Origin of the sequence: Janthinobacterium silvisoli (genome assembly GCF_014200725.1) — a bacterium.
GTDB lineage: Bacteria > Pseudomonadota > Gammaproteobacteria > Burkholderiales > Burkholderiaceae_D > Janthinobacterium.
This window is the reverse complement of the sequence record NZ_JACHCL010000001.1, coordinates 1,632,842-1,652,610: the sequence shown is the minus strand read 5'-3', so window position 1 is coordinate 1,652,610 and position 19,769 is coordinate 1,632,842. Positions and strand designations below refer to the sequence as shown.

Annotated in this window: 17 protein-coding genes; 11 read left to right on the top strand and 6 right to left on the bottom strand. The window is 61.9% G+C overall.

Going from position 1 to position 19,769, the window contains the following annotated elements; genetic code table 11:
* The first annotated feature begins 105 nt into the window (after positions 1-105).
* Positions 106-525, top strand: coding sequence for a hypothetical protein (locus HDE75_RS07465; protein ID WP_183675500.1), 420 nt, complete (start codon positions 106-108; stop codon positions 523-525).
* Between the two features lie 19 nt (positions 526-544).
* On the opposite strand, the gene HDE75_RS07460 is transcribed toward HDE75_RS07465, so the two are convergent.
* A complete protein-coding gene (locus HDE75_RS07460) occupies positions 545-2,059 on the bottom strand; it encodes a choice-of-anchor X domain-containing protein (protein WP_183675502.1) in 1,515 nt (504 codons plus the stop codon).
* On the bottom strand, positions 2,056-2,910 hold the full coding sequence (locus tag HDE75_RS07455) for a hypothetical protein (RefSeq protein ID WP_183675504.1): 855 nt from the start codon (positions 2,908-2,910) through the stop codon (positions 2,056-2,058). The genes HDE75_RS07460 and HDE75_RS07455 overlap by 4 nt, the downstream gene beginning before the upstream one ends.
* 404 nt (positions 2,911-3,314) lie before the next feature.
* On the opposite strand from HDE75_RS07455, the gene HDE75_RS07450 reads away from it, so the two are divergent.
* From HDE75_RS07450 to HDE75_RS07435, 4 genes are all read left to right on the top strand, one after another.
* Positions 3,315-3,851 carry a hypothetical protein gene (locus tag HDE75_RS07450; protein ID WP_183675506.1) on the top strand — a complete coding sequence of 179 codons (537 nt, stop codon included), beginning with the start codon at positions 3,315-3,317 and terminating at the stop codon, positions 3,849-3,851.
* 75 nt (positions 3,852-3,926) lie between these two features.
* Complete coding sequence (locus HDE75_RS07445) at positions 3,927-4,814, top strand: hypothetical protein (RefSeq protein ID WP_183675508.1); 888 nt, start codon at positions 3,927-3,929, stop codon at positions 4,812-4,814.
* 85 nt (positions 4,815-4,899) lie between these two features.
* On the top strand, positions 4,900-5,820 hold the full coding sequence (locus HDE75_RS07440) for a hypothetical protein (RefSeq protein WP_183675510.1): 921 nt from the start codon (positions 4,900-4,902) through the stop codon (positions 5,818-5,820).
* A 110-nt stretch (positions 5,821-5,930) separates the two neighbouring features.
* Positions 5,931-6,263: a hypothetical protein gene (locus HDE75_RS07435; RefSeq protein ID WP_183675512.1), complete on the top strand. Its 333-nt coding sequence runs from the start codon at positions 5,931-5,933 to the stop codon at positions 6,261-6,263.
* A gap of 48 nt (positions 6,264-6,311) precedes the next feature.
* Here HDE75_RS07435 and HDE75_RS07430 read toward each other — a convergent pair whose 3' ends face one another.
* From HDE75_RS07430 to HDE75_RS07415, 4 genes are all read right to left on the bottom strand, one after another.
* On the bottom strand, positions 6,312-8,441 hold the full coding sequence (locus HDE75_RS07430; RefSeq protein WP_260173794.1) for a tetratricopeptide repeat-containing diguanylate cyclase: 2,130 nt from the start codon (positions 8,439-8,441) through the stop codon (positions 6,312-6,314).
* Positions 8,442-8,608: 167 nt separating this feature from the next.
* Positions 8,609-10,432 (bottom strand): ABC transporter ATP-binding protein, encoded by a 1,824-nt coding sequence (locus HDE75_RS07425; protein WP_260178633.1) that lies wholly within the window; start codon positions 10,430-10,432, stop codon positions 8,609-8,611.
* Complete coding sequence (locus tag HDE75_RS07420) at positions 10,422-12,173, bottom strand: ABC transporter transmembrane domain-containing protein (protein ID WP_183675514.1); 1,752 nt, start codon at positions 12,171-12,173, stop codon at positions 10,422-10,424. The genes HDE75_RS07425 and HDE75_RS07420 overlap by 11 nt, the downstream gene beginning before the upstream one ends.
* Before the next feature lie 182 nt (positions 12,174-12,355).
* Positions 12,356-13,129 (bottom strand): phasin family protein, encoded by a 774-nt coding sequence (locus HDE75_RS07415; protein ID WP_183675516.1) that lies wholly within the window; start codon positions 13,127-13,129, stop codon positions 12,356-12,358.
* A 339-nt stretch (positions 13,130-13,468) separates the two neighbouring features.
* Here HDE75_RS07415 and HDE75_RS07410 point away from each other — a divergent pair, with 339 nt between their 5' ends.
* The 6 genes from HDE75_RS07410 (at position 13,469) to HDE75_RS07385 (ending at position 19,767) form a co-directional block, all read left to right on the top strand.
* Positions 13,469-13,720, top strand: a complete 252-nt coding sequence (locus tag HDE75_RS07410) for a DUF2164 domain-containing protein (RefSeq protein WP_183675518.1) — start codon at positions 13,469-13,471, stop codon at positions 13,718-13,720.
* A gap of 33 nt (positions 13,721-13,753) precedes the next feature.
* Positions 13,754-15,028, top strand: a complete 1,275-nt coding sequence (locus HDE75_RS07405) for an amidohydrolase family protein (RefSeq protein WP_183675520.1) — start codon at positions 13,754-13,756, stop codon at positions 15,026-15,028.
* 90 nt (positions 15,029-15,118) lie between these two features.
* Positions 15,119-15,637, top strand: a complete 519-nt coding sequence (locus tag HDE75_RS07400) for a GNAT family N-acetyltransferase (protein WP_221291766.1) — start codon at positions 15,119-15,121, stop codon at positions 15,635-15,637.
* On the top strand, positions 15,634-16,164 hold the full coding sequence (locus tag HDE75_RS07395) for a GNAT family N-acetyltransferase (protein WP_183675522.1): 531 nt from the start codon (positions 15,634-15,636) through the stop codon (positions 16,162-16,164). The genes HDE75_RS07400 and HDE75_RS07395 overlap by 4 nt, the downstream gene beginning before the upstream one ends.
* A gap of 151 nt (positions 16,165-16,315) precedes the next feature.
* On the top strand, positions 16,316-17,788 hold the full coding sequence (xylB, locus tag HDE75_RS07390; RefSeq protein ID WP_183675524.1) for a xylulokinase: 1,473 nt from the start codon (positions 16,316-16,318) through the stop codon (positions 17,786-17,788).
* A 149-nt stretch (positions 17,789-17,937) separates the two neighbouring features.
* A complete protein-coding gene (locus tag HDE75_RS07385; RefSeq protein ID WP_183675525.1) occupies positions 17,938-19,767 on the top strand; it encodes a putative bifunctional diguanylate cyclase/phosphodiesterase in 1,830 nt (609 codons plus the stop codon).
* Positions 19,768-19,769: the final 2 nt, after the last annotated feature.

The following is a 19,769-nucleotide window of genomic DNA, read 5'->3' as shown; positions in this document are numbered from 1 at the left end:
TGTATAGTGCTTTTGAGCAATGTATTATTGGTGCATCTATTGAGACATCAATAATAAAACCAGGCTGAGTGTGATGCAATGAGCATAATTGGACAAGATATCCCCATGGAGCGTCCCGATGCGGACGGACGCGCAGCCGTGTTCGTGCCTGTCACGGGCGTCAAGGAAGATGTCTTGCTGGCCATACGCAAGGGCGCGGCCATCGTCGGCTTCGCCAATCATGACCGGACCATTACCGTCTACTTTGAAAGCAACCGCTTCGATGACCCGGTGCTGGCCAAATGGGAACACAAGGCGCGCAAGGCCTATGACAGGCTGATCGGCAACGCGCCCACCGTGTCCAAGCTGACTACCAGCCCTGTCCATTTTGAACAGATCGGCTACATCAACGGCAAGGGCATCACCATCCGCCGCATGGATAGCCTGAAGCGCTGGCTCAGCTACTCCGACGCACTCGGGTCTTGCCCGGAAAACGAGATCGTGCCGCGCACGGTGATGCCGAAAGTCGACAGCGTCAAAGTCTAGTTTTTCTTCCTTACCTTTCCTACACCACCAGGATGCTGGCCTGCGCCTTGAGCGGGCACGGCAGGCTGTCGTCGAAAGTGATCTCGATGGCGCTGGCGATGAACATGCCGCCGATATGCTGGGCGGCGATTTCCGGCGGCGTGCCCGGCTTGGTCAGGTTGACATCTTGCGCGAACACGAACACGCGCCAGGTGCCATACACATCTTGCCCATATTGCAGCAACTGCCGATACGCCAGTTTCAGATTCAGGCTGGCCGCATACACGCCATCATTGGCGCTGGGATCGTAGGCCAGGCCGTCATCGGTCAGTGTTTCCACGAAATACAGGCCCTGCGGCGCCTGGAACAGCACGAAGGCATACAGTTCGTTGCCACGGAAGAGGTCGCCATTGTCGCGCCGGAAGCTGGTGCGTACCCACAGCGGTTCGAACGCCTGCACCACGTCGGGCGTATCCGTTTCCACCGGGCCAGCCACATGCACATTGACTTGCGTTTCGCTCACGGCATGGTGGTAACTGGCGCCGGTCGTGAAACGGTCGTATTGCCAGCGGATGTCGGCCGTATAGGGCTGGCCTGCATTCGGCGCTTCGGGCAACACCCATTGCGCCACCACTCTTTCGCCCAGGGTCAGTTCGCCGGGGGCGGGCGGCGTGGCTTCCTGGCCGCGCCAGAACGGGTCGGCCACGTCGGAGCAGGCCGCCACGATGGCGCCCGAGGCGATGGCCGAGGCCACGCCCGCCACCGTGAATTCGGGCTTTCCCGACGCTGCGCCCTTGGGTGTGCAGCAATGCACGCTGGGGTCGGTTTCCTCAAACGTGCCGCCCACGCTGAAACTGGCTTTGCCTGCGCCCAGGGCTGCTGCAATGATGGCCACCAGCGCGGCGATCAGGGCGATGATGATGGCCAGTATCTTCCACCAGGGATCGGAAAATGGCAGTTCCCCGTGAGTTCCCGCATAGGCGGGATTCGGCGTCCAGACGAGGGTCATGCCGGTGGGCACAATTGGTCCCCATTGCGGCGGACAGCGGCAATCCTTGTCGCTGCCCTCGCCGCCAGCGCCCGTGCTGCCCCAGCGCTTGCCGGGCAGGTGGCCTTGCGGCTTGGACAGTTCCAGGGTGCCTTCCTCGACCGTGCAAGTGTAGGTGTTGGTGGCGCTGCTAAAACGCGTCTGCGAGACGAAGATTTGCTGGATCGAGCGGCGCGCCGTGTAGCCATCGGCCTTGGCGACAAAGCTGACCAGGCGCTTGCCCGGTGCGGCGTGCTGGAAGTCGGCATCCCACATGACCAGCATGGCGGCGCCGGCCGGCACGCTGGCAAAAAAGAAGGTGCGCGCCACGGGGACGATGCCGGGGTCGCCCACGCTTTCCAGGTAGACGGTCACATTGTTCAGTGCGCTGCCCGACATATTCGTTACGTGGGCGGCGATGCGCAAGCCGTAGATGGCGTTGTCGAACACGCCATCGGGCAGCATGATATTGGTGACGGGCTCGATCGCGAACGGCCGCGTCAAGACTTGCATGGGCGTGTCGCTCATGATGTTTGCTCCTCACGACCGTCCTCGCTGCCGACGATCAGGTAAGTATTACCGCCCATGACCTTGCCATCCTGTGTTTCCAGTACGCGCAGCAGCGCATATTGATAGGGCGGCAGCTTGTTGGCACGCAGGCTCAGGTAGACGGCCACGGCCTGGCCGCGCGGCACGTCGAGCGCCAGTGTCTGTTCTTCCGCCGTGCCGTCATTGCAGTGGGGTTCGTGGCTCAAACCTGCGCTGATGGACGCCTCTTTTGCCGGCTGCCATTTTTCCAGCCCCAGCGTGGCCAGCAAACGTGCCGCCAATTCGCCGCCGCGCTCCAGGTGCAATTCCACTTTTCTGGCCTGGCGGGCCAGGGCAGCAACCGTGATGGACAGCATCTGCGCGCGCCGCGCCGCCTGCACCACCTGGACATTGCGCTGGGCGATCTGTTCATGCTGCTGGGGCTGGAACAGAAAGCCGTTCGGCAGCGGCTCGGGCAAGGGATTGATATCGCCCGCCCCATGGGCCACGGCCAGCAGGCATTCGTGGCCGCCATTGACGATGACGGGGAACCAGGGCACCAGGCACAGCACTTCCTGCGTGGCGCCGGGCGCCAGGTCGGCAAACGCGGAACCGATCGCGGTGGCGGCGCCAACGGCGATCAGCCCGGAGGGATCGGCCCAGTAAAAATCCACGCGCACGCCATTGGACGCGCTACTGCCCGTGTTGTGCACGCGGCCCCATAGGTAATTGCTGCTGCCGGCCACGGGCGCGCCGGGCGGACCATTCGGATCGTTGCCGGGCACGACCCAGATATCGGCGCTATCCCACCACCAGGGCTGGCCGTCTTCAATGATCAGGTGGGCTGACATGGCATCCTCCTCGTCTGCGCCGCCGCGTGTGCTGCGGTGATTCAGCTTAGGACGCGCTGTCTTGGGGCGTTTGATCGAGATCAAATGCAGTGTTCCCGTTGCTTTGCAATCTGCAGAGATAAATTCATCGATTAAATCGCTGATGAAAGGCAGCGAAATTTCTAGGATCAAGATAAAAAATACTAGTCAAGCAGAGATGAGTTATTATTCGAATGATAATTTAAAGTGTTTGTTCGCAATATTTAAATCGTGTCCTATTGTTTTTTGGAAGTTGGCATGCATGCGTATATCAAGGTGTCTTTGTGAATCAGGAAATTGAATATCAGTGCCAGGAGTCCGAATGCCTGTTGGTATTGCCATGCATCGTCAAATTTTGCCCCTTTTGTGGTGCGAGACAAACAACCATGACGGTGAAAATCACGGTTCCTCCCGTATTGCCAATGAAGCAGGAGCCGACCTTGACGCCTTATATTCTTGATACCAGGCGGCCGGAGCGCGCGCCGAAAAAGCTCTCCGCAGCCTTAGCGGAGCCTGTCTCCGAAGATAGCTTGAGTAGTTTTCATCGTGATATTGCCGATCACATTTCCAACGCATATTGCGATGGCGCGACCTTTGCCAAGTTACTGCGCCGGGGCCAGAGCATGTTGGGACTGGATGCGCGGCGGGTGCATGCGATTTTATCGATGGCATTGGAGCGCTTACACGCCGTTAATGAACAGGCTTTGCTCGATGAATTAGACGCTTTACTCCATGTTTGTACCGATGCGGAAAAGAAAATCGATAAAAAGGAGCGTATCGATGCTTTACAGACTGTCTGCAAAGCGCGGCCAGGTGTGAAGAAAGGCATGGATCCCGCGATTGCGGAGAGGTTTATCACAGATTTTTGCAGAAGAAATTCGGTAAGGGAACGCTCCGGGCTGTGGGGCTGGAAAGTCCTGTAACCGCGTAGATAAAAAAGTATGCAATTCCGATCTGGCCTGGGCCGGTCAATCTTTATCTTTTTAACTGGGGAAGAAATGAATCAAGCTGATCAAGAATGGTTGAAAAATCGCGTAGCGGTTGCCGTGGACGATGATTTTTATCTGGACCGCGATGAAGAGCGGCGCATCAAGGAAGAAGGCGCTAGCCGCAGTATTGTGAGCCGCGAGATCGAGTTGATTATCCGTGAACAGCTCGATGAATATTCGGCTGTTTCCGAACGCGCGCTGGTGGAAGAGCTGGATCGCTTGCTGCATCAGTTTACCGACAACGACAAAAAGCTCGATCAGAAAGAAGAGCGCCTTGCACTGAATAAAGTGGTGACGCCGGCGCCAGGCAAGAAGGTCGGCCTCGATCCGCGTGTGGCGGAAGAGTATGTGGCCAGTTTTTGCAAGGCCAACGGCGCATCGCGCTCTACCGACACCAAGAAATGGCTCAGTTCGCAAATGGGGCTGGTGCTGGTCGCGGTCGCCGTGGCGGGCGCCGGTATCTTCTTTGCGACGCGTCCTTCAGCGGCAAAGGAAGAAAGCGCGGCTATCCCGGTACAGGCCAAGGAAGTGCGGCCAGCCGATACGAAGGCGGTCAGGCTCAATGAGAACGACCGCGCCGAGATCGATGACCAGTTGCGCCGTGCTGCGCTGTATGTGGAAAAAGCGCAATACACGGACCCACCGGAAAGTTCCGCCAAGGCATCGCTTGACCAGATCCGGCAGATCGACCCGGATGGCCAATACCGTGGCGAAGAGGTCAAAGGGCTGGCAAGCAAGATCGTCGATCACTACATCAAGCTGGCGGAAAAAAGCGCCGCATCGAACGATCTCGGTGCCGCAGCGAAGTGGCTGGCGCGTGCAAAACTGCTGAACCGTGATCGTGAGGTAATATTGGAAAAAGAACGGGCCCTCGGGTTGGTGAAGGCAGAGCGTTAAGATACGCGCTGTCTGCACCAGCGGGGGCGGACAGCGCGCATGCCATGGTGGCATGGGCAGTAAAGGTAGTCACCAGGGTTGGAATGTGTTTGAACAAGTAAATGAACGTTGTATCAAGGTCGCTTGTGGCCAGGCATTGCCGCTGCGCGTGGTGTATTGTCCGTTTTGCGGTACGCGGCAAGCTGCCGTGGCCGAGACGAAGGCCGAGCCTGCGCCGGTACAGATAATCAAGCCGCCGCCTGTGACGGTAACGCCTATCCCGGCGCCGGTTCATGCACCGGGACCGGCGCCGCTGCCGAAGCCGGTGCCGCCGTCCATTCCTGCTCCACAAGCAGCCAAGCCGCCACCGGCAGCGGCGAAGCCGGCCAAGGCGGCCCGTTCCGTGCCGCCGCCGCGTCCGCCGATACGGCTGCGCACCTGGATCGTTGCGGCGCTGGCGCTGCTGGGCATCTGGCTATACAACAAGCCGTCCGACCAGCCAGCCAGTGTGGCGCAGCAGGTAGCGGCGGCCACGGCGCTGGCTGCGCAGTGCGACCTGGACGGTGCACGCAGTGCGCTGGCCACGCTGAAAAGCGCCAGGGCGCCGGCCGCGCAGATCAAGCAGTTGCAGTCCAGCATCAACAGTTCCAGCGCCGCCTGTGACAAGAAACAGCGGCGCGAGCAGGATGGGGCGACGGCGCTGGCAGCGGTCAATCAGGCGTTTGACGCGGGTACTTGGGACGTGGCGGCCACGCGCCTGGCCGCCTATGTCAAGCGCCATGGCGATGATGCCGATACGCTGGAACTCGATGCGAAAATCAAGGTGGCGCAGGCCAGCCGCAAGCTCGATGCGGCCGACGCCTGCCTGGCGAAGTCGGACCGGGTCTGCCTGGAAAGCAATCTGATCGCGGCCGAACGCTACAAGCGGCCGGAGCTGGCGGCGCGCACGCAGGCGCTGCGTACGTCGCTGTCCCAATTGCTGGAGCATTCGCTGCTCGATGCGGCGCCGGCGGCAGCCAGCCATTAAAAGCCGCCATAAACCGTGTGCTTATGTGCGTTAGCGTACGCTTGAAAAGAATTTCCCCGTGTATATTGCAGTCTGAGCTGTTCGTTTTGATAACAATGAAAGGGAATATCATGAAAGCAAGCAAAAACCTGATGGCACTCTGCGCTGCCGGCATGATGGTGGTGGCGCTGGCGGCCTGTCAGAAAAAAGAAGACGTGTCCGCTCCGGGCCCGGCTGAACAGGCTGGCCAGAAAATCGATGCCGCCGCTGCCCAAGCCAACAGCGATATCAAGGATGCCGCCGCCAAGGCTGACGCCGCCGTGAGCCAGGCCGCCTCGGATACGGGCGCCAAAATCGATCAGGTGACTGCCGACGCGAACAAGAAAATGAACGAGGCAGCCGATGCCGTCGGTCAGAAAGTGGAAAAAGCAGGCGAAAAAATCCAGGACGCCGCCCACAAATAATTCAGCTGGCGTTTGGCTGAGAAGAAAGGCCGGCCAGTCCGGCCTTTTTCACGCCGCTGCTGCCGTATCCGATGCGGTGTTGCCGCCCAGTATCCCTGTCGATGCCGCCGATGTTCTGGCCAGCATCTCATCCTGCCCGCCGAGCACCACGCTCAAGTCGACATAACCGTCGCGCCAGGCGCGTTCCAGGTCTTGTTCGACCACTTCCATGGTCGTGCCTTCCATGCGTTGGAAGCTGCGCAAGCCATAGGCGCGGTTGCGTCCATGCGCCTTGGCCAGGTAGAGCGCCATGTCGACCAGGTTGACGCTGCGCTCCCACGAGAGGGGCTGCCCCAGCGGCGCCAGCGGATACGGTGCAAAGCCGACCGAGACGTGCACGCTGATCGCTTGCCCTTGGTAGTGCACGGTTTGCGCGGCCACGCCGTTGAGGATGCGCAGCGCGATGTCATCGAGGCCGCCGCGCGTCACGGCCGGCAAGAAGGCCAGGAATTCTTCGCCGCCCCAGCGCACGATCATGTCCGTTTCACGCAGCACGTCATGCAGGGTTTCGGCAATGGTGGTCAGCACCAGGTCGCCCGCCGCATGGCCATAGTGGTCGTTGATCTGCTTGAAATGGTCGACGTCGAGCAGGAACAGGGCGCCCACGATTTCGGCGTCCGTATCGGCCATGGTCTGGCGCGGCGCCAGTTTGCCCGCATGGCTGCCGTGCTGGCGCATGAATTCCTGGAAGTGGCGGCGGTTGTACAAGGCCGTCAGCGGGTCGCGCGAGCTTTGGCGCTTGAGTTCCTGGTTCTTCACGTTCAGCTGCACGTTCGCATGGCGCACCTTGCGGTACAGCATGCCGACGATGACGGACGCCATCGCCAGCACCAGCGCCAGCAGCCACCAGATGCGCTGCTGCAGGCGGCGGTTGTCGATCTCGGCGCTTTTGACCTGGTTTTCGCGGCTCAGTAACTCGATCTGGCGCTGTTTCTTTTCCGCCTCGTATTTTTCTTGCAGTTCATACACGGCTTTTTGCCGCTGCTTTTCAAATAGCTGGTTCGAGATGTCCCGTTCGCGGTGATAGGCTGCCACGGCGCCGCGCATGTCGCCAGCTTTTTCCAGGGTCTGGCCGTATTCCAGCAAGATTTCCTGCATGTCGGGCTGGTTGGCCGTGCGTTCGTAATATGCCAGCCCCGCTTCCACGCTGCGTTTGCCCTCGGCCAGGCGCCCCAGGCCGATCTGCGCCTGGCCGATGTTGACGTGCGCCGCTGCTTCGATCAAGCCATTGTTGACCAGTTGTGCCGCCTTGATGGCTTCATTGCCGTAGCGCTGGGCCTGCTGGTAATCACCCTGTTTCAGATAGCTGTCCGACAGGTTGACCAGCGTGGGCGCCAGCATGCCCTTGGCATCGAGCTTGCGTTCCAGCGCCAGCGCATCGAGCAGCGCGCGCTGGCCTCGCATCGCTTGTTTCGCGTCCAGCGCCAGGCCGTATTCCGTATTTTTTGCTTGCGCCATGCGGCCCGGCGATCCCAGTTTGCTGGTGAGGACCAGCAATTCATCGAGCGCCTGGAAACCCTTGCCGTATTCGCGCATTTGCCGGTACAGCACCGCCAGTGCATTGAGCGATGCGGCCAGGTCCCATTCTGAGTCGCTCTGGCGCGCCAGGTCGACGGCTGCCTGCAGCTTGGCCAGGGCCAGCGGGAAATTGCCTTCCTCGGCCCAGGACTGGCCTGCACCGATCATCGCCTGTACGCGCACGGACAGGTTATTGGTCTGGTTGGCGATTTTTTCCGCTTCGAAGGCCAATTGGTGCGAAACGTGGCGCTCGTTCATGGCGAACTTGATATAGGCCTTGTTGAGCAAGCCCTTGGCCCGCGCCACGTCGTCATGGTTGGTTTTGGCGTAGGCGATCAATTCCTCGGCCAGCTGCATGGCGATGTCGTTTTGCCCCAGGCGCATGCGGGCATTGCTCAGCTGGGTAAGGAATTCGGCGCGCACGGGCAACGGCGCGCTGCGCGCCTGGGTTTCCATCTCTTGCAAGTGCTGCAGGGCGCGGTCGGGCACGAAGCGGCCATCTTCGCGCACGTCCAGCAGGCGCTGCTCCAGGTCTTCCTGGGCGCCGGCATGCACTGGCCACAGACAGGCCAAGGCCAGCAGCCACTGCACTTGCAACGCTATCTTCTGTTTGCCTGCCAACGTACCGTCCCATGAAGAACGCCTGCCAAAACCTGCTGCGTGTCAGTTTTATCAGGCGTTGTAAGCACTCTTGTCTGCAAAGATTATATTCCGTTGCAATCAAGAAATATCATGCCGTGTGCAGTTTTTTGCAAAAATACACACTGGGGGTGTTGACAGGGGCAGTTTTACTGGGCCAGCTGTTGTAACAGGTACAAACGCTGGTACAGGCCGCCGTCGATTTGCATCAGTTCTTCATGCGGTCCCGCTTCCGTGATGCGGCCATGGTTGAGCACGATGATGCGGTCGGCGTCGCGGATGGTCGACAAGCGGTGGGCGATGGCGATGATGGTGACCTTGCCGCGCAATTCATCGAGTGCCGTCTGCACGATCTGCTCGGTCTGGCTATCGATGCGCGAGGTCGCTTCATCGAGCAGCAGGATGCGCGGCTGGCCGGCCAGCGCGCGGGCAATCGCGATCAGCTGCTTCTGCCCCGACGATAAACGCGAACCGCCTTCGCCCAGAGGCGTGTCGTAGCCGTGCTCCAGCGCCGCGATGAAGTCGTGCGCATGCGCAGCGCGCGCGGCTGCCTCGATCTGCGCCTGCGTGTAGCCGCGGCCCATGTCGATGTTTTCGCGCGCCGAGGCGGCCAGCAGGAAGGGGTCTTGCGGCACCAGTCCCACGTCGGCGCGGAAATGCTCGTTGGCGATGCTGTCGAGCGCGATGCCATTGACGGCGATCGTGCCCTGCTTGACAGGGTAAAAGCGTAGCAGCAAGGACAGCAGGGTCGACTTGCCGCTGCCCGTGTGGCCGACGATGCCGAAGAACGCGCCTTGTGGAATGTCCAGCGACAGGTCGTGCAGCACCGGCTGGTTTTCGACATACGCAAACGTCAGGTGCGAAATCGCCACGGCTGGCGACTTGCCGTCGTTGGCGCCATGGCGCGCGGCTGGCTCAGGCTTGCCCTGCGCGTGTTCCAGCGCCTGCGCTTCGTCGAGCAGGGCCGAGACGCGGGCGGTGGCCACCACCGATTGCTGCAGCTGGCTAAATTGCATGGTGATCTGGATCAGCGGCTCGATCACGCGCGCGATGTAGCTGATGAAGGCATACAGCACGCCCACTTCCACCGCGCCGATGTCGCGCCGGCCGAAGCTGAAAATGACCACCGCCAGCAGCACGATATTGAGCATGTCGAGCGCGGGGCGCAGCAGCCAGGCGTTGGCGCGCAATTCCTGCAGGCGGGCCGTGTAATGGTCCTGGTTGATGCCGGTAAAACGCGCGCCGAAGCGGCGTTCCGCATTGTTCGCCTGCAGCACGCTCATGCCGCCTATGGATTCGGCGATCTGGCCATTGATTTCGCTGCGCAGCGCGCGCGTGCGCGTCACGGCCGGCGCGCTCCAGCGCTGGTACAGGAATACGATCACCAGCACGGCCGGCAGCAGGGCCAGCACGATCAGCATCAGCCGCCAGTCCATCCAGGCCATGGCGGCCATGGTGCCGATCAGGACGATGGAACTGTCGAGGATGACGAACAGCACCTGCACGTAGAGCGACTTGACCGCTTCGGTATCGTTGGTGACACGGCTGACCAGCTGGCCCGTGATGGCGCGGTCAAAGAAACTCATCGGCAAACGCAGCACGTGCTGGTACACCGTCTCGCGCAGCCGCTGCACGGAACGCATGGCCAGTCCCGACAGGCGCACCAGTTGCAGATAGCGCAGGCCGCTGGCAGCCCAGCCCGTGAGCAAACAGCCGGCCAGCAGCAGGGACATGCGTGTCCAGTCGAGGTGGCGCGGCAGCAGGTGCTGGTCGATCAGGGCCTTGCCCAGGATAGGTCCCGTCACTTCCAGGCCGGCGGCGATGATCAGCCAGAAGGTAGCCCATTTCAGGTGGCCCAGGTCGGGCGCGGCGGCGCGGCGCAGCAGGCCGATTGCCTGCAGGGCCTGGCGGTGCACCGGCTGTTTTTCAGTATCGGCGTGCACGGTTTTTGGTATGGACTTCTCAGATGGCATCGAGGCTGGCCTCCAGTTGTTGGTAGCGCCACTGGCTGGCATACCAGCCATCCTGCTCCAGGAGGCTGTCGTGGCTGCCGGTTTCAGTGATGTGGCCATCGCGCAGGACCAGGATCAGGTCTGCATTGACGACGGCGCTCAGGCGGTGGCTGGCGATGATGGCGCTGCGCTCGGGGCGGCGCAAACGCAGTTCTTCCAGGTGCTGCAGGATGCGCGTTTCGGTGCCCGTATCGACCGCCGACAAGGCATCATCCAATAGCAGCAAGCCGTTGTCGGCCAGCAAAGCGCGCGCGATGGCGACGCGCTGGCGCTGCCCGCCTGACAAGGTGATGCCTTTTTCGCCCACATGCGTCAGGTAGCCATCGGGGAATTGCAAAATATCGGCATGGATGTCGGCCAGTTGCGCCGCCCGTTCGATTTCCTGCTGCGTCGCTTCCGGGCGGGCCAGCGCGATGTTATCGGCGATGGTGGCCGAGAACAGGAACGATTCCTGCGGCACCCAGCTGATCGCCGCGCGCAGCGCATGCAGGGTGTAGGCATCGAGTGGCTGGCCATTCCAGGTGGCTGCGCCCGTTTGCGGCGTGACCTGGCGCAGCAGCACGCGCAGCAGGGTGGACTTGCCGCTGCCGGTCGGCCCGACCAGGCCCAGGGTCTGGCCCGGCTGCAGCTGCAGCGAGATATGCGACAGCGCGGGCGTGGTCTGGCCTGCGTAGGAAAAGCCGATGTCCGCCAGTTGCAAGGGGCCGGGCTTCAAGGGGGCGATGGTGCCGTGGTCGTCGATCGCCAGCGGCGCATCCAGCATCGGGTGCAAGCGCTGCCAGGCGGCGCGGCCGCGCTCGATCAGCGACAGCACCCAGCCAGCGGCGAACATGGGCCAGATCAGCTGGCCCAGATACATGGAAAAGCTGGTCAGCGAACCGATGGTCAGCTGGTTTTGCCATACCAGATAGCCACCCAGGCCCAGGGTCAAGGCGGTGGCGGCCGTCAGGGTCAGACCGACAGCTGGTTCGTACGCTGCTTCCCAGCGCTGCGCCGTCAGGCTGGCGTTGGCGGCGTGGCCAGCCAATGTGGAAAACTGCTTGCTGCTGCGCTGTTCCAGGCCCAGCGCGCGCAGGGTGCGCACGCCCGACAGCGATTCCTGCACATGGTCGTTCAGGGCGGCAAAGCGTTTCAGCGAATCGGTGGAGGCCGTGTGGATATGGCTGGAAATGCGCCAGAAGGCCAGTCCCATCAGCGGAAACGGCAGCAGGGCGATGCAGGCCAGGCGCCAGTCCACGCCCAAGAGCATGATGCCCAGCACCATCAGCAGGGTCAAGGTGCCATCGAAGCCGGCCAGCATCGCTTCGCCAGCCGCCATCTCGATGGCGTCGATATCATTGGTGGCCAGCGCCATCAGGTCGCCCGTGCGCTGGCCCTGGTAAAAGGCGGCGCCCTGCTGCGACATGCGCGTGTAAAAACGCGTGCGCAGCATCACGCCCAGCTGGTAGGCAGCCTTGAACAGGGTGATGCGCCAGCCCACGCGCAGGAAATAAATGCAGACACCGGCGGCGAGCAGGGACAGCAGCTCCAGCCACAGGTCGCCCGGGGCCAGGCGGTGGCCGGCCAGCGCATCGATGATGGTGCCGACGCGGCGCGGTACCCAGACGGTCAGTGCGGCCACGCACGTCAGCATGACGGCGGCGGCGGCATACGACGGCCAATGCTGGCGCACGAAGCCGGCGATAAGCCTCGATAAACTCATGTATTACCTTTTAATTTGATGATGGGGTGTCGCGGGGCGGAAGGAGGGGCACGCGCACAGAAAGTACGCGTAGGATACAACAAGGCAGACAAACCCGCTGGCAGCAGGACGATAAGGGCAACGCAAAAAACGGGCTGTAGCCCGTTATTTTGTGCACGCAGGGTAAGGCGTAGGAGTTACTTTTACTTGCGTGGGCTGCCTTTGCCACTCAGCATATCGAGTTGCTTCGGTGGCGCGGCCTTGACGACCGGCTTGGTGGCCTCTTTAGCGGCGGGTTTTGCGCTGGCCTTGGCGACGGGTTTGGCGGCCGGTTTGGCCACCACTGGCGCGGCCTTGGCTGGTGCCGGGACTGGGGCTGCAGCGGGTTTGGCGACTGGTGCGGTGGCTTTGGCTACCGGCTTGGGTATCGGTTTGGCAACGGCGGCTTTGGCTGCCGGGGTAGGAACAGGGGCTGCTTTGACGAGAGGCTTGGCCGCTTCCACCGGCGCCGGCTTGGCTACCGCTGGTGCTGGCTTGACTTCCGGCGCCGCCGTTGGCACTGGTACTGGCGCAGGAGCAGGCTTGGTAGCGACTGGGGCCGGTGCAGGTGCCGCTGCCGGCTTTGCTGCAGGGGCTGGAGCTTCCTGATCAAGCTTGGCCTTGGCTGCGGCCAGCAAGTCGGCCTGGGTGCTCGAAGCGATGCCGAACAGCTGGCGGCTATAGGCCAGCACGCTTTCGATCTGCGGCTGCGCCTGGCTGGTGCTATAGCTGAAGAAATCGCGCGGGTCCTGCGTTTCCAGCAGGTGGTGGGCTGTTTCGGTGGTTTGCGAAATGGCCGCCTTGCCGGTATTGATGTTCAGGGCGATGATTTTTTCAGCGCTTTCGAAGACTTTGCTGGTCAGCGTGCTAAAGATCTGCAGCTGATTTTCCAGTTGCGATTTTGCGGCGAGTGAAAACTGTTCTGGAAGCGAAAACATATTTACTCCTTTGTACGGATTAAAATGCTGGCAAAACGCTCTGCACATCCCGAAAACCAGAGCCGGCCGCGTTTTGTAAAGTGTCTGGCGTACTTCGATTTATTAGACGCTGTTTATGATGCAACGCAATATGAATATTCTAGCGGTGATTCGAGTTGGTTGAAAGTTATTTCTAATCGTGCTGTTGTCCCCTGCGCTGAACAATTCATGAGCTTGTTACAAGGTGGAGGAAATTTGCGTTTGCGCAATACGACAGTACGAAATCTGTGGCTATGGTTATGATAGCCTGTAGTTTGATGCGATGCAGCATCGACGATTATCTTGTGAAGAATATAAAAAATGGCGATTAAATTGCAGCAGGAAGTGGAACAACGTTTGCTGATCTCGATCCAGCGCTATTGCGCCGAAAATTTCGATGAAGACGTGGGCGAATTAAAGGCCAGATTGCTGCTCGATTTCTGCGTACGCGAAATCGGCCCGTCCGTCTACAACCAGGCCATCCTCGACGCCCAGTCGGCCATGCAGGACAAGATCGCTGAAATCGAGACGGTCTGCTACGAAACCGAATTCGCCTACTGGAAGAAAAAGTAAGCCCCAGCGCATCGCCAGCTATCAGGAGTCACTATGGATTTGGTCATCCGCAACGCCAGCCTGCCCGATGGGCGCCAGCATATCGACATCGCCATCGAGGGTAGCCGCGTCGCCGCCGTCGGTCCCGCCCTGCCTGTCGCTGGGGCGCAGGAAATCGATGCGGCCGGCGACCTCGTCACGCCGCCATTCGTCGACGCCCATTTCCATATGGACGCCACGCTCAGTTATGGCTTGCCAAGGGTGAATGCCTCCGGCACCTTGTTGGAAGGCATCGCGTTGTGGGGCGAATTGAAGCCGCAGTTGACGCAGGATGCGCTGGTGGCGCGGGCCTTGCAGTATTGCGACTGGGCCGTGGCGCGGGGGCTGCTGGCGATCCGCTCGCACGTGGACATCTGCGATCCGCGCCTGCTGGCCGTCGAAGCGCTGCTCGATGTGAAACGCCAGGTAGCGCCCTACCTCGACCTGCAGCTGGTGGCCTTCCCGCAGGACGGCATCCTGCGCAGTCCCGGCGCCTTCGACAATCTGAAGCGGGCGATTGCCATGGGTGTCGATGTAGTCGGTGGCATCCCCCATTTCGAGCGCACCATGGCCGACGGCGCCGAATCGGTGCGCCTGCTGTGTGAATTCGCCTGCGAACGGGGCTTGATGGTCGACATGCATTGCGATGAATCGGACGATCCGCTGTCGCGCCATATCGAAACCCTGGCTTACCACAGCCAGCGGCTGGGCATGCAGGGCAGGGTGACGGGTTCGCACCTGACGTCGATGCATTCGATGGATAATTATTATGTCAGCAAGCTGCTGCCGCTGATCCGCGAGGCGGGCGTGGCGGCGATTGCCAACCCGCTCATCAACATCACTCTGCAGGGCCGCCACGACAGTTATCCGAAACGGCGCGGCATGACGCGCGTGCCTGAAATGCTGGCCGCTGGCATCCCTGTCGCGTTTGGACACGACTGCGTGATGGACCCGTGGTACAGCCTGGGGTCGGGCGACATGCTGGAAGTGGCGCATATGGGCTTGCACGTGGCGCAAATGACGGGCCAGCAAGCCATGCACGACTGCTTCCTGGCCGTGACGCAGACGCCGGCCCGTATTCTGGGCCTGGATGGTTACGGCATCGCGCCTGGCTGCCACGCGGACCTGGTAATCCTCGATTGCGGTTCCACGGTGGAAGCGCTGCGCCTGCGGGCGGCGCGGCGGCTGGTGTTGCGGCGCGGCAAGGTGGTCAGCGAGGCGCCGCGCGCCCATGCCCGTTTGTCCTTACCGGGGCGGCCCGATAGCGTGAACTTCCGTCTGGGGCGCTGATCTTGCCCGGCGGGCGTCCGTGCGGCACTGGACGCCCCTGTGCAAATCCCCGACAATCGTCGTCACTTGTTGAACTTTGCTGGAGCTGCCTTGAAAGAAATTGATATTCGTCCTGCCGTGGAATCGGACTTCGAGGACATGTGGCAGATTTTCCGTGGTTTGATCGCCAGCGGTGAAACTTATACCTTTACTGCCGACACCACGCGCGAGCAATGCCACGCCTACTGGTTTGGCCCTGGCGTGCACAGTTTTGTGGCCACCATGGGCGATGAGCGCCTGCTGGGCATGTACAAGCTGATACCTAACCAGGTGGGGCATGGCGACCATGTGGCCAACGCTTCCTTCATGGTCGACCCGGCGGCGCAGGGCGTGGGCGTGGGGCGCATGCTGGGCCTGCACTGCATGGAAGAGGCGCGCCGCGCGGGCTACCTGGCGATGCAGTTCAACTTCGTCGTCAGCACCAACCTGGGCGCCGTCACCTTGTGGAAAAAGCTGGGCTTTTCCGTTATCGGCACCTTGCCGCTGGCGTACCGCCACGCCAACCTCGGCTATGTCGACGCGTATGTGATGTACCGCTTGTTGAGCGACCCGATGCAGTGGCCGGCATGAGCTTTGTTATCGTCCGGGAAACGCCCCGTTTGCGCCTGCGCAGCGTCACCGTTGATGATGCGGCGTTTTACCTGGAGCTGGTCAACGACCCGTCGTGGGTGGCCAACATCGGTTACCGCAATCTGCATACCGTGGAGGCGGCACGCGCGGCGCTGGAATCGGGGGCGATGGCCCAGTTCCGCGAGCACGGTTATTCCCTCTACATGATAGAACGCCGCAGTGATGGCGCCACCATCGGCATGGCTGGCCTGGTGCGCCGGACCAGCCTGCCTGGTCCCGACATCGGCTACGCACTGCGGCCGCCTTACTGGGGCCAGGGTTATGCCTATGAGGCGGCCGCCGCCGTGATGGACCATGCCGAACATGCGCTGGGTATCGCTAGCGTGTACGGCATCACTGCGCCGCACAACCAGGCTTCGATCAACTTGCTCAACAAGCTGGGGCTGCGCTATGAACGGTTTTCGCGCCTGCCGCCGGATGCTAAGGATACCAATATCTACCGCCGCGATTTTCGCCAGCACGGCTGACGGTGTCGTATCGGCTGGCGTACGCGTATCGTCAAAATGGAAAAAAGTATCTGGAAATGCCGCTTTTTTTCCTGCCGCCGCGATTACCATTTGGCAGACAGACTCGTCTCATGCACAGGGCGCTTGCCCCTATACTTTTTGTGGAATCATCGTGACTTATCTCGGTATCGATATCGGCACTTCCGAAGTCAAGGCCATCCTGACGGATGACGGACAAACCATCCTGGCCAGCAGCGGCGTGAGCCTGCGCGTGTCCAGCCCCCATCCGGGCTGGTCGGAGCAAGACCCCGAACACTGGTGGCAAGCCACGCTGGACGTGATCGCCGCCATCCGCAGCGCCCAGCCGGTGGCGTTTGCCGGCTTGCGCGGCATCGCGCTGTCGGGCCAGATGCATGGCGCCACCGTGCTCGATGACCAGGACCGGGTGCTGCGTCCGGCCATCCTGTGGAATGACACGCGCGCACACGCCGAATGCGTGGAGCTCGAAGCGCTGGTGCCCGAGTCGCGTACCATCACGGGCAACCAGGCCATGCCCGGCTTCACGGCGCCCAAGCTGCTGTGGCTGAAAAAACATGAACCGGAACTGTTCCGCGCCATCCGTAAAGTCTTGCTGCCCAAGGATTACGTGGCACTGCGTCTGACGGGCGATTATGTGTCCGACATGTCCGACGCTTCCGGCACCCTGTGGCTGGACGTGGCCAAACGCGACTGGTCCGAACGCATGCTGGCAGCGACAAGCCTGGGCTGCGAGCACATGCCGCGCCTGGTCGAAGGCAGCCATGCCGCTGCGCAGATACGCCCATCGCTATGCCAGGAATGGGGCATCGCGCACATGGTGCTGCTGGCCGGCGGCGCGGGCGACAACGCGGCGGCGGCCGTGGGTCTGGGCGTGGTGGAGCCGGGCGCCGGCCTGCTGTCGCTGGGCACCTCGGGCGTGCTGTTTGCCGGCAGCGATGGCTTTGCGCCGAACCCGGGCCAGGGCGTGCATGCGTTTTGCCATTGCCTGCCCGAGCGCTGGCATCAGATGAGCGTGATCCTCAGCGCCGCGTCTAGCCTCAGTTGGGTGGCGAAACTGACCCAGTCGACCGATATCGGCGAACTGGCCACCCTGGCCGAAAACGTCGAAGCGCGCACGGCGCCGATCTTCTTGCCGTATTTGAGTGGCGAGCGCACGCCGCACAACGATGCGAATGCGCGCGGTGTGTTCTTCGGCCTGTCGACCGAGCATGGCCGCGCCGACCTGGCCTATAGCGTGATGGAAGGCGTGGCGTTTGCCATGGCCGATGGCAATGAAGCCTTGCGCAGCGCCGGCACGCAGCTGACGCAGGCATCGTTCGTAGGTGGCGGTTCGCGCAGCCGCTACTGGGCGCAGCTGTGCGCGAATGCCGCCGGGCTGGAAGTACTGCGCCACGATCATGGCGTGGCGGGCGGCACCATGGGGGCGGCCCGCCTGGCGCAGATGGCCGTGACGGGCTTGCCGCCGGCGCAGGTATGCACGCGTCCGGCAATACAGGAAACGGTGGTGCCGCAAGCACCGGGCGTGTTGCAAGAACGGCTGGCCCGCTACCGCCGGCTGTACCCTTTGTTGCGTGCAGAGATGGCAATGGCCGCACACGGCTCTTAATGGATTGACACCAGTCAAGCGAGGCCTATTCTGTCCGGTAGGCCCGCACAATTCTTTTATCATTTCCTTTCCGCATGTCTCTGCGCCTGGCGAAGGTGCGTGTAGCAAAGGAAAACCATGTTCCCCTCTTTCTGCCTGCAAGGTGACGCATGACGGCGCTGCTGCTGGCGCTGTGCCTGTGCCTGGTTCTGGCCCTGACCTTCAGTATGCTGCTGGCCTGGCAATGGCATGCGCTGCGTCGGTGGCGCGCGCGCCATGCGGCTGGCGAAGTGCTGCGCGCTGCCCAGACGCAGGAATATGCGAACGCGCTGTCCTTGCTGCATGCGCTGCCGGCCGCCGTGATTGGTACCGACCAGGACGGCGTGGTGCATTATCTCAATGCGCGCGCCGCCGCGCTCAGCGGCCTGGCGCAGGGCGATGGTCTGGGTGCGCCCGTGGCGCAGCTGCTGCCGCTGTTTCACGACGGCATCGCCGTCGATGCGGCGCGCCAGGTACGCGATTGCGTGATCCAGCAGGAAGTGCTGGAAGTGGCGCGTGGCGCCGTGCTGCTGCGCCATCTCGACGGCAAGCGCATCGATGTGCAATACAGCTGCGCGCCGTTGGTCCAGGGCGGCGCGGTACTGTTGCTGCACGACGTGTCGGCGCGCCGCCGCGCCGAGGCGCAGCTGGAATTCATCGCCCACCATGACGGCTTGACGGGGTTGCCGAACCGTCTGCATTTCCAGATCCGCTTTGAGCACGGCATCGCCTATGCGCGCCGCCACCAGGGCTTGCTTGCTGTGCTGTTTGTCGATATCGACCGCTTCAAGGCCATCAATGACAGCCTGGGCCACGACGTGGGCGACCATGTGCTGATGGAGTTTGCGCTGCGCGTGCAGCAATGCGTGCGCAAGGTCGATACGGTGGCGCGCCAGGGCGGCGATGAATTCATCATCCTGCTGACCGAGCTGCATGCGGCGCAGGACGCCGAACGGGTAGCCGAAAAAATCGTCAATGCCATCGCCGCGCCGTTCGTCATCGGTGAATACAGCCTGACGGTGGCCGCCAGCGTGGGCGTGGCCCTGTATCCGGACGACGACGACGACGTCAACGCGCTCATTGAAAAGGCGGACCTGGCCATGTACGCGGCCAAGCGGCGCGCTCCCGGCACCTGCCTGCGTTATTCTTCGTGCATGCAGACGCAGTCGTATTCGCGCACCATTATCGAGACGGCGCTGCGCCATGCGCTCGAACGCAACGAGTTTGTGCTGTACTACCAGCCCAGGATGAACCTCAACACGCGTACGATCACGGGCGTCAAGGCGCTACTGCGCTGGAAGCATCCGGAACTGGGCTTGATGATGCCGCTCGATTTCCTGCCCGTGCTGGAGGAGAGCGCGCTGATCCTGCCCGTTGGCTCCTGGGTGCTGGCGACTGCCGTGGAGCAGGCGCGCAGCTGGATCGTTCAGGGCCAGCCGCTGACCGTATCCGTGAGCCTGTCGGCACGCCAGTTTTACCAGCGTGATATCGCGCGCCACTTCGCTGCTGCGCTGGACGCGGCCGGCGTGCCCGGTCATTGCATCGAGCTGGAGATCGCGGCCGCCATCCTGATCGACCGCAACCAGAATTGCGAGCTGATACTGCACCAGTTCCGCCAGCTGGGCATGCGCATTTCGATCAGTGATTTCGGTACCGGCGACACCTCGCTCAATTACCTGAAGCGCTTTCCCGCCGACGCCGTCAGGATCGAAAAATGCTTTATCGACGACCTGGGCCGGCCGCCAGGGCCGGGCCATGAAGAGGCGGGGGCGATGGTGCGCGCCATCGTGGCGATGGCGCAAACTTTGAAACTGCGCACCATCGCCAGCGGCGTGGAAAATAGCGAACAGTTCGAACTGCTGGCCGCCATGGGCTGTGACGAAGCCTTCGGTTATTTCCTTGGCCGCGCCATGGCGCCGGACGGCGTCGAGGCGCTGCTCAAGAGCGGCGCCCCGGCGTGACA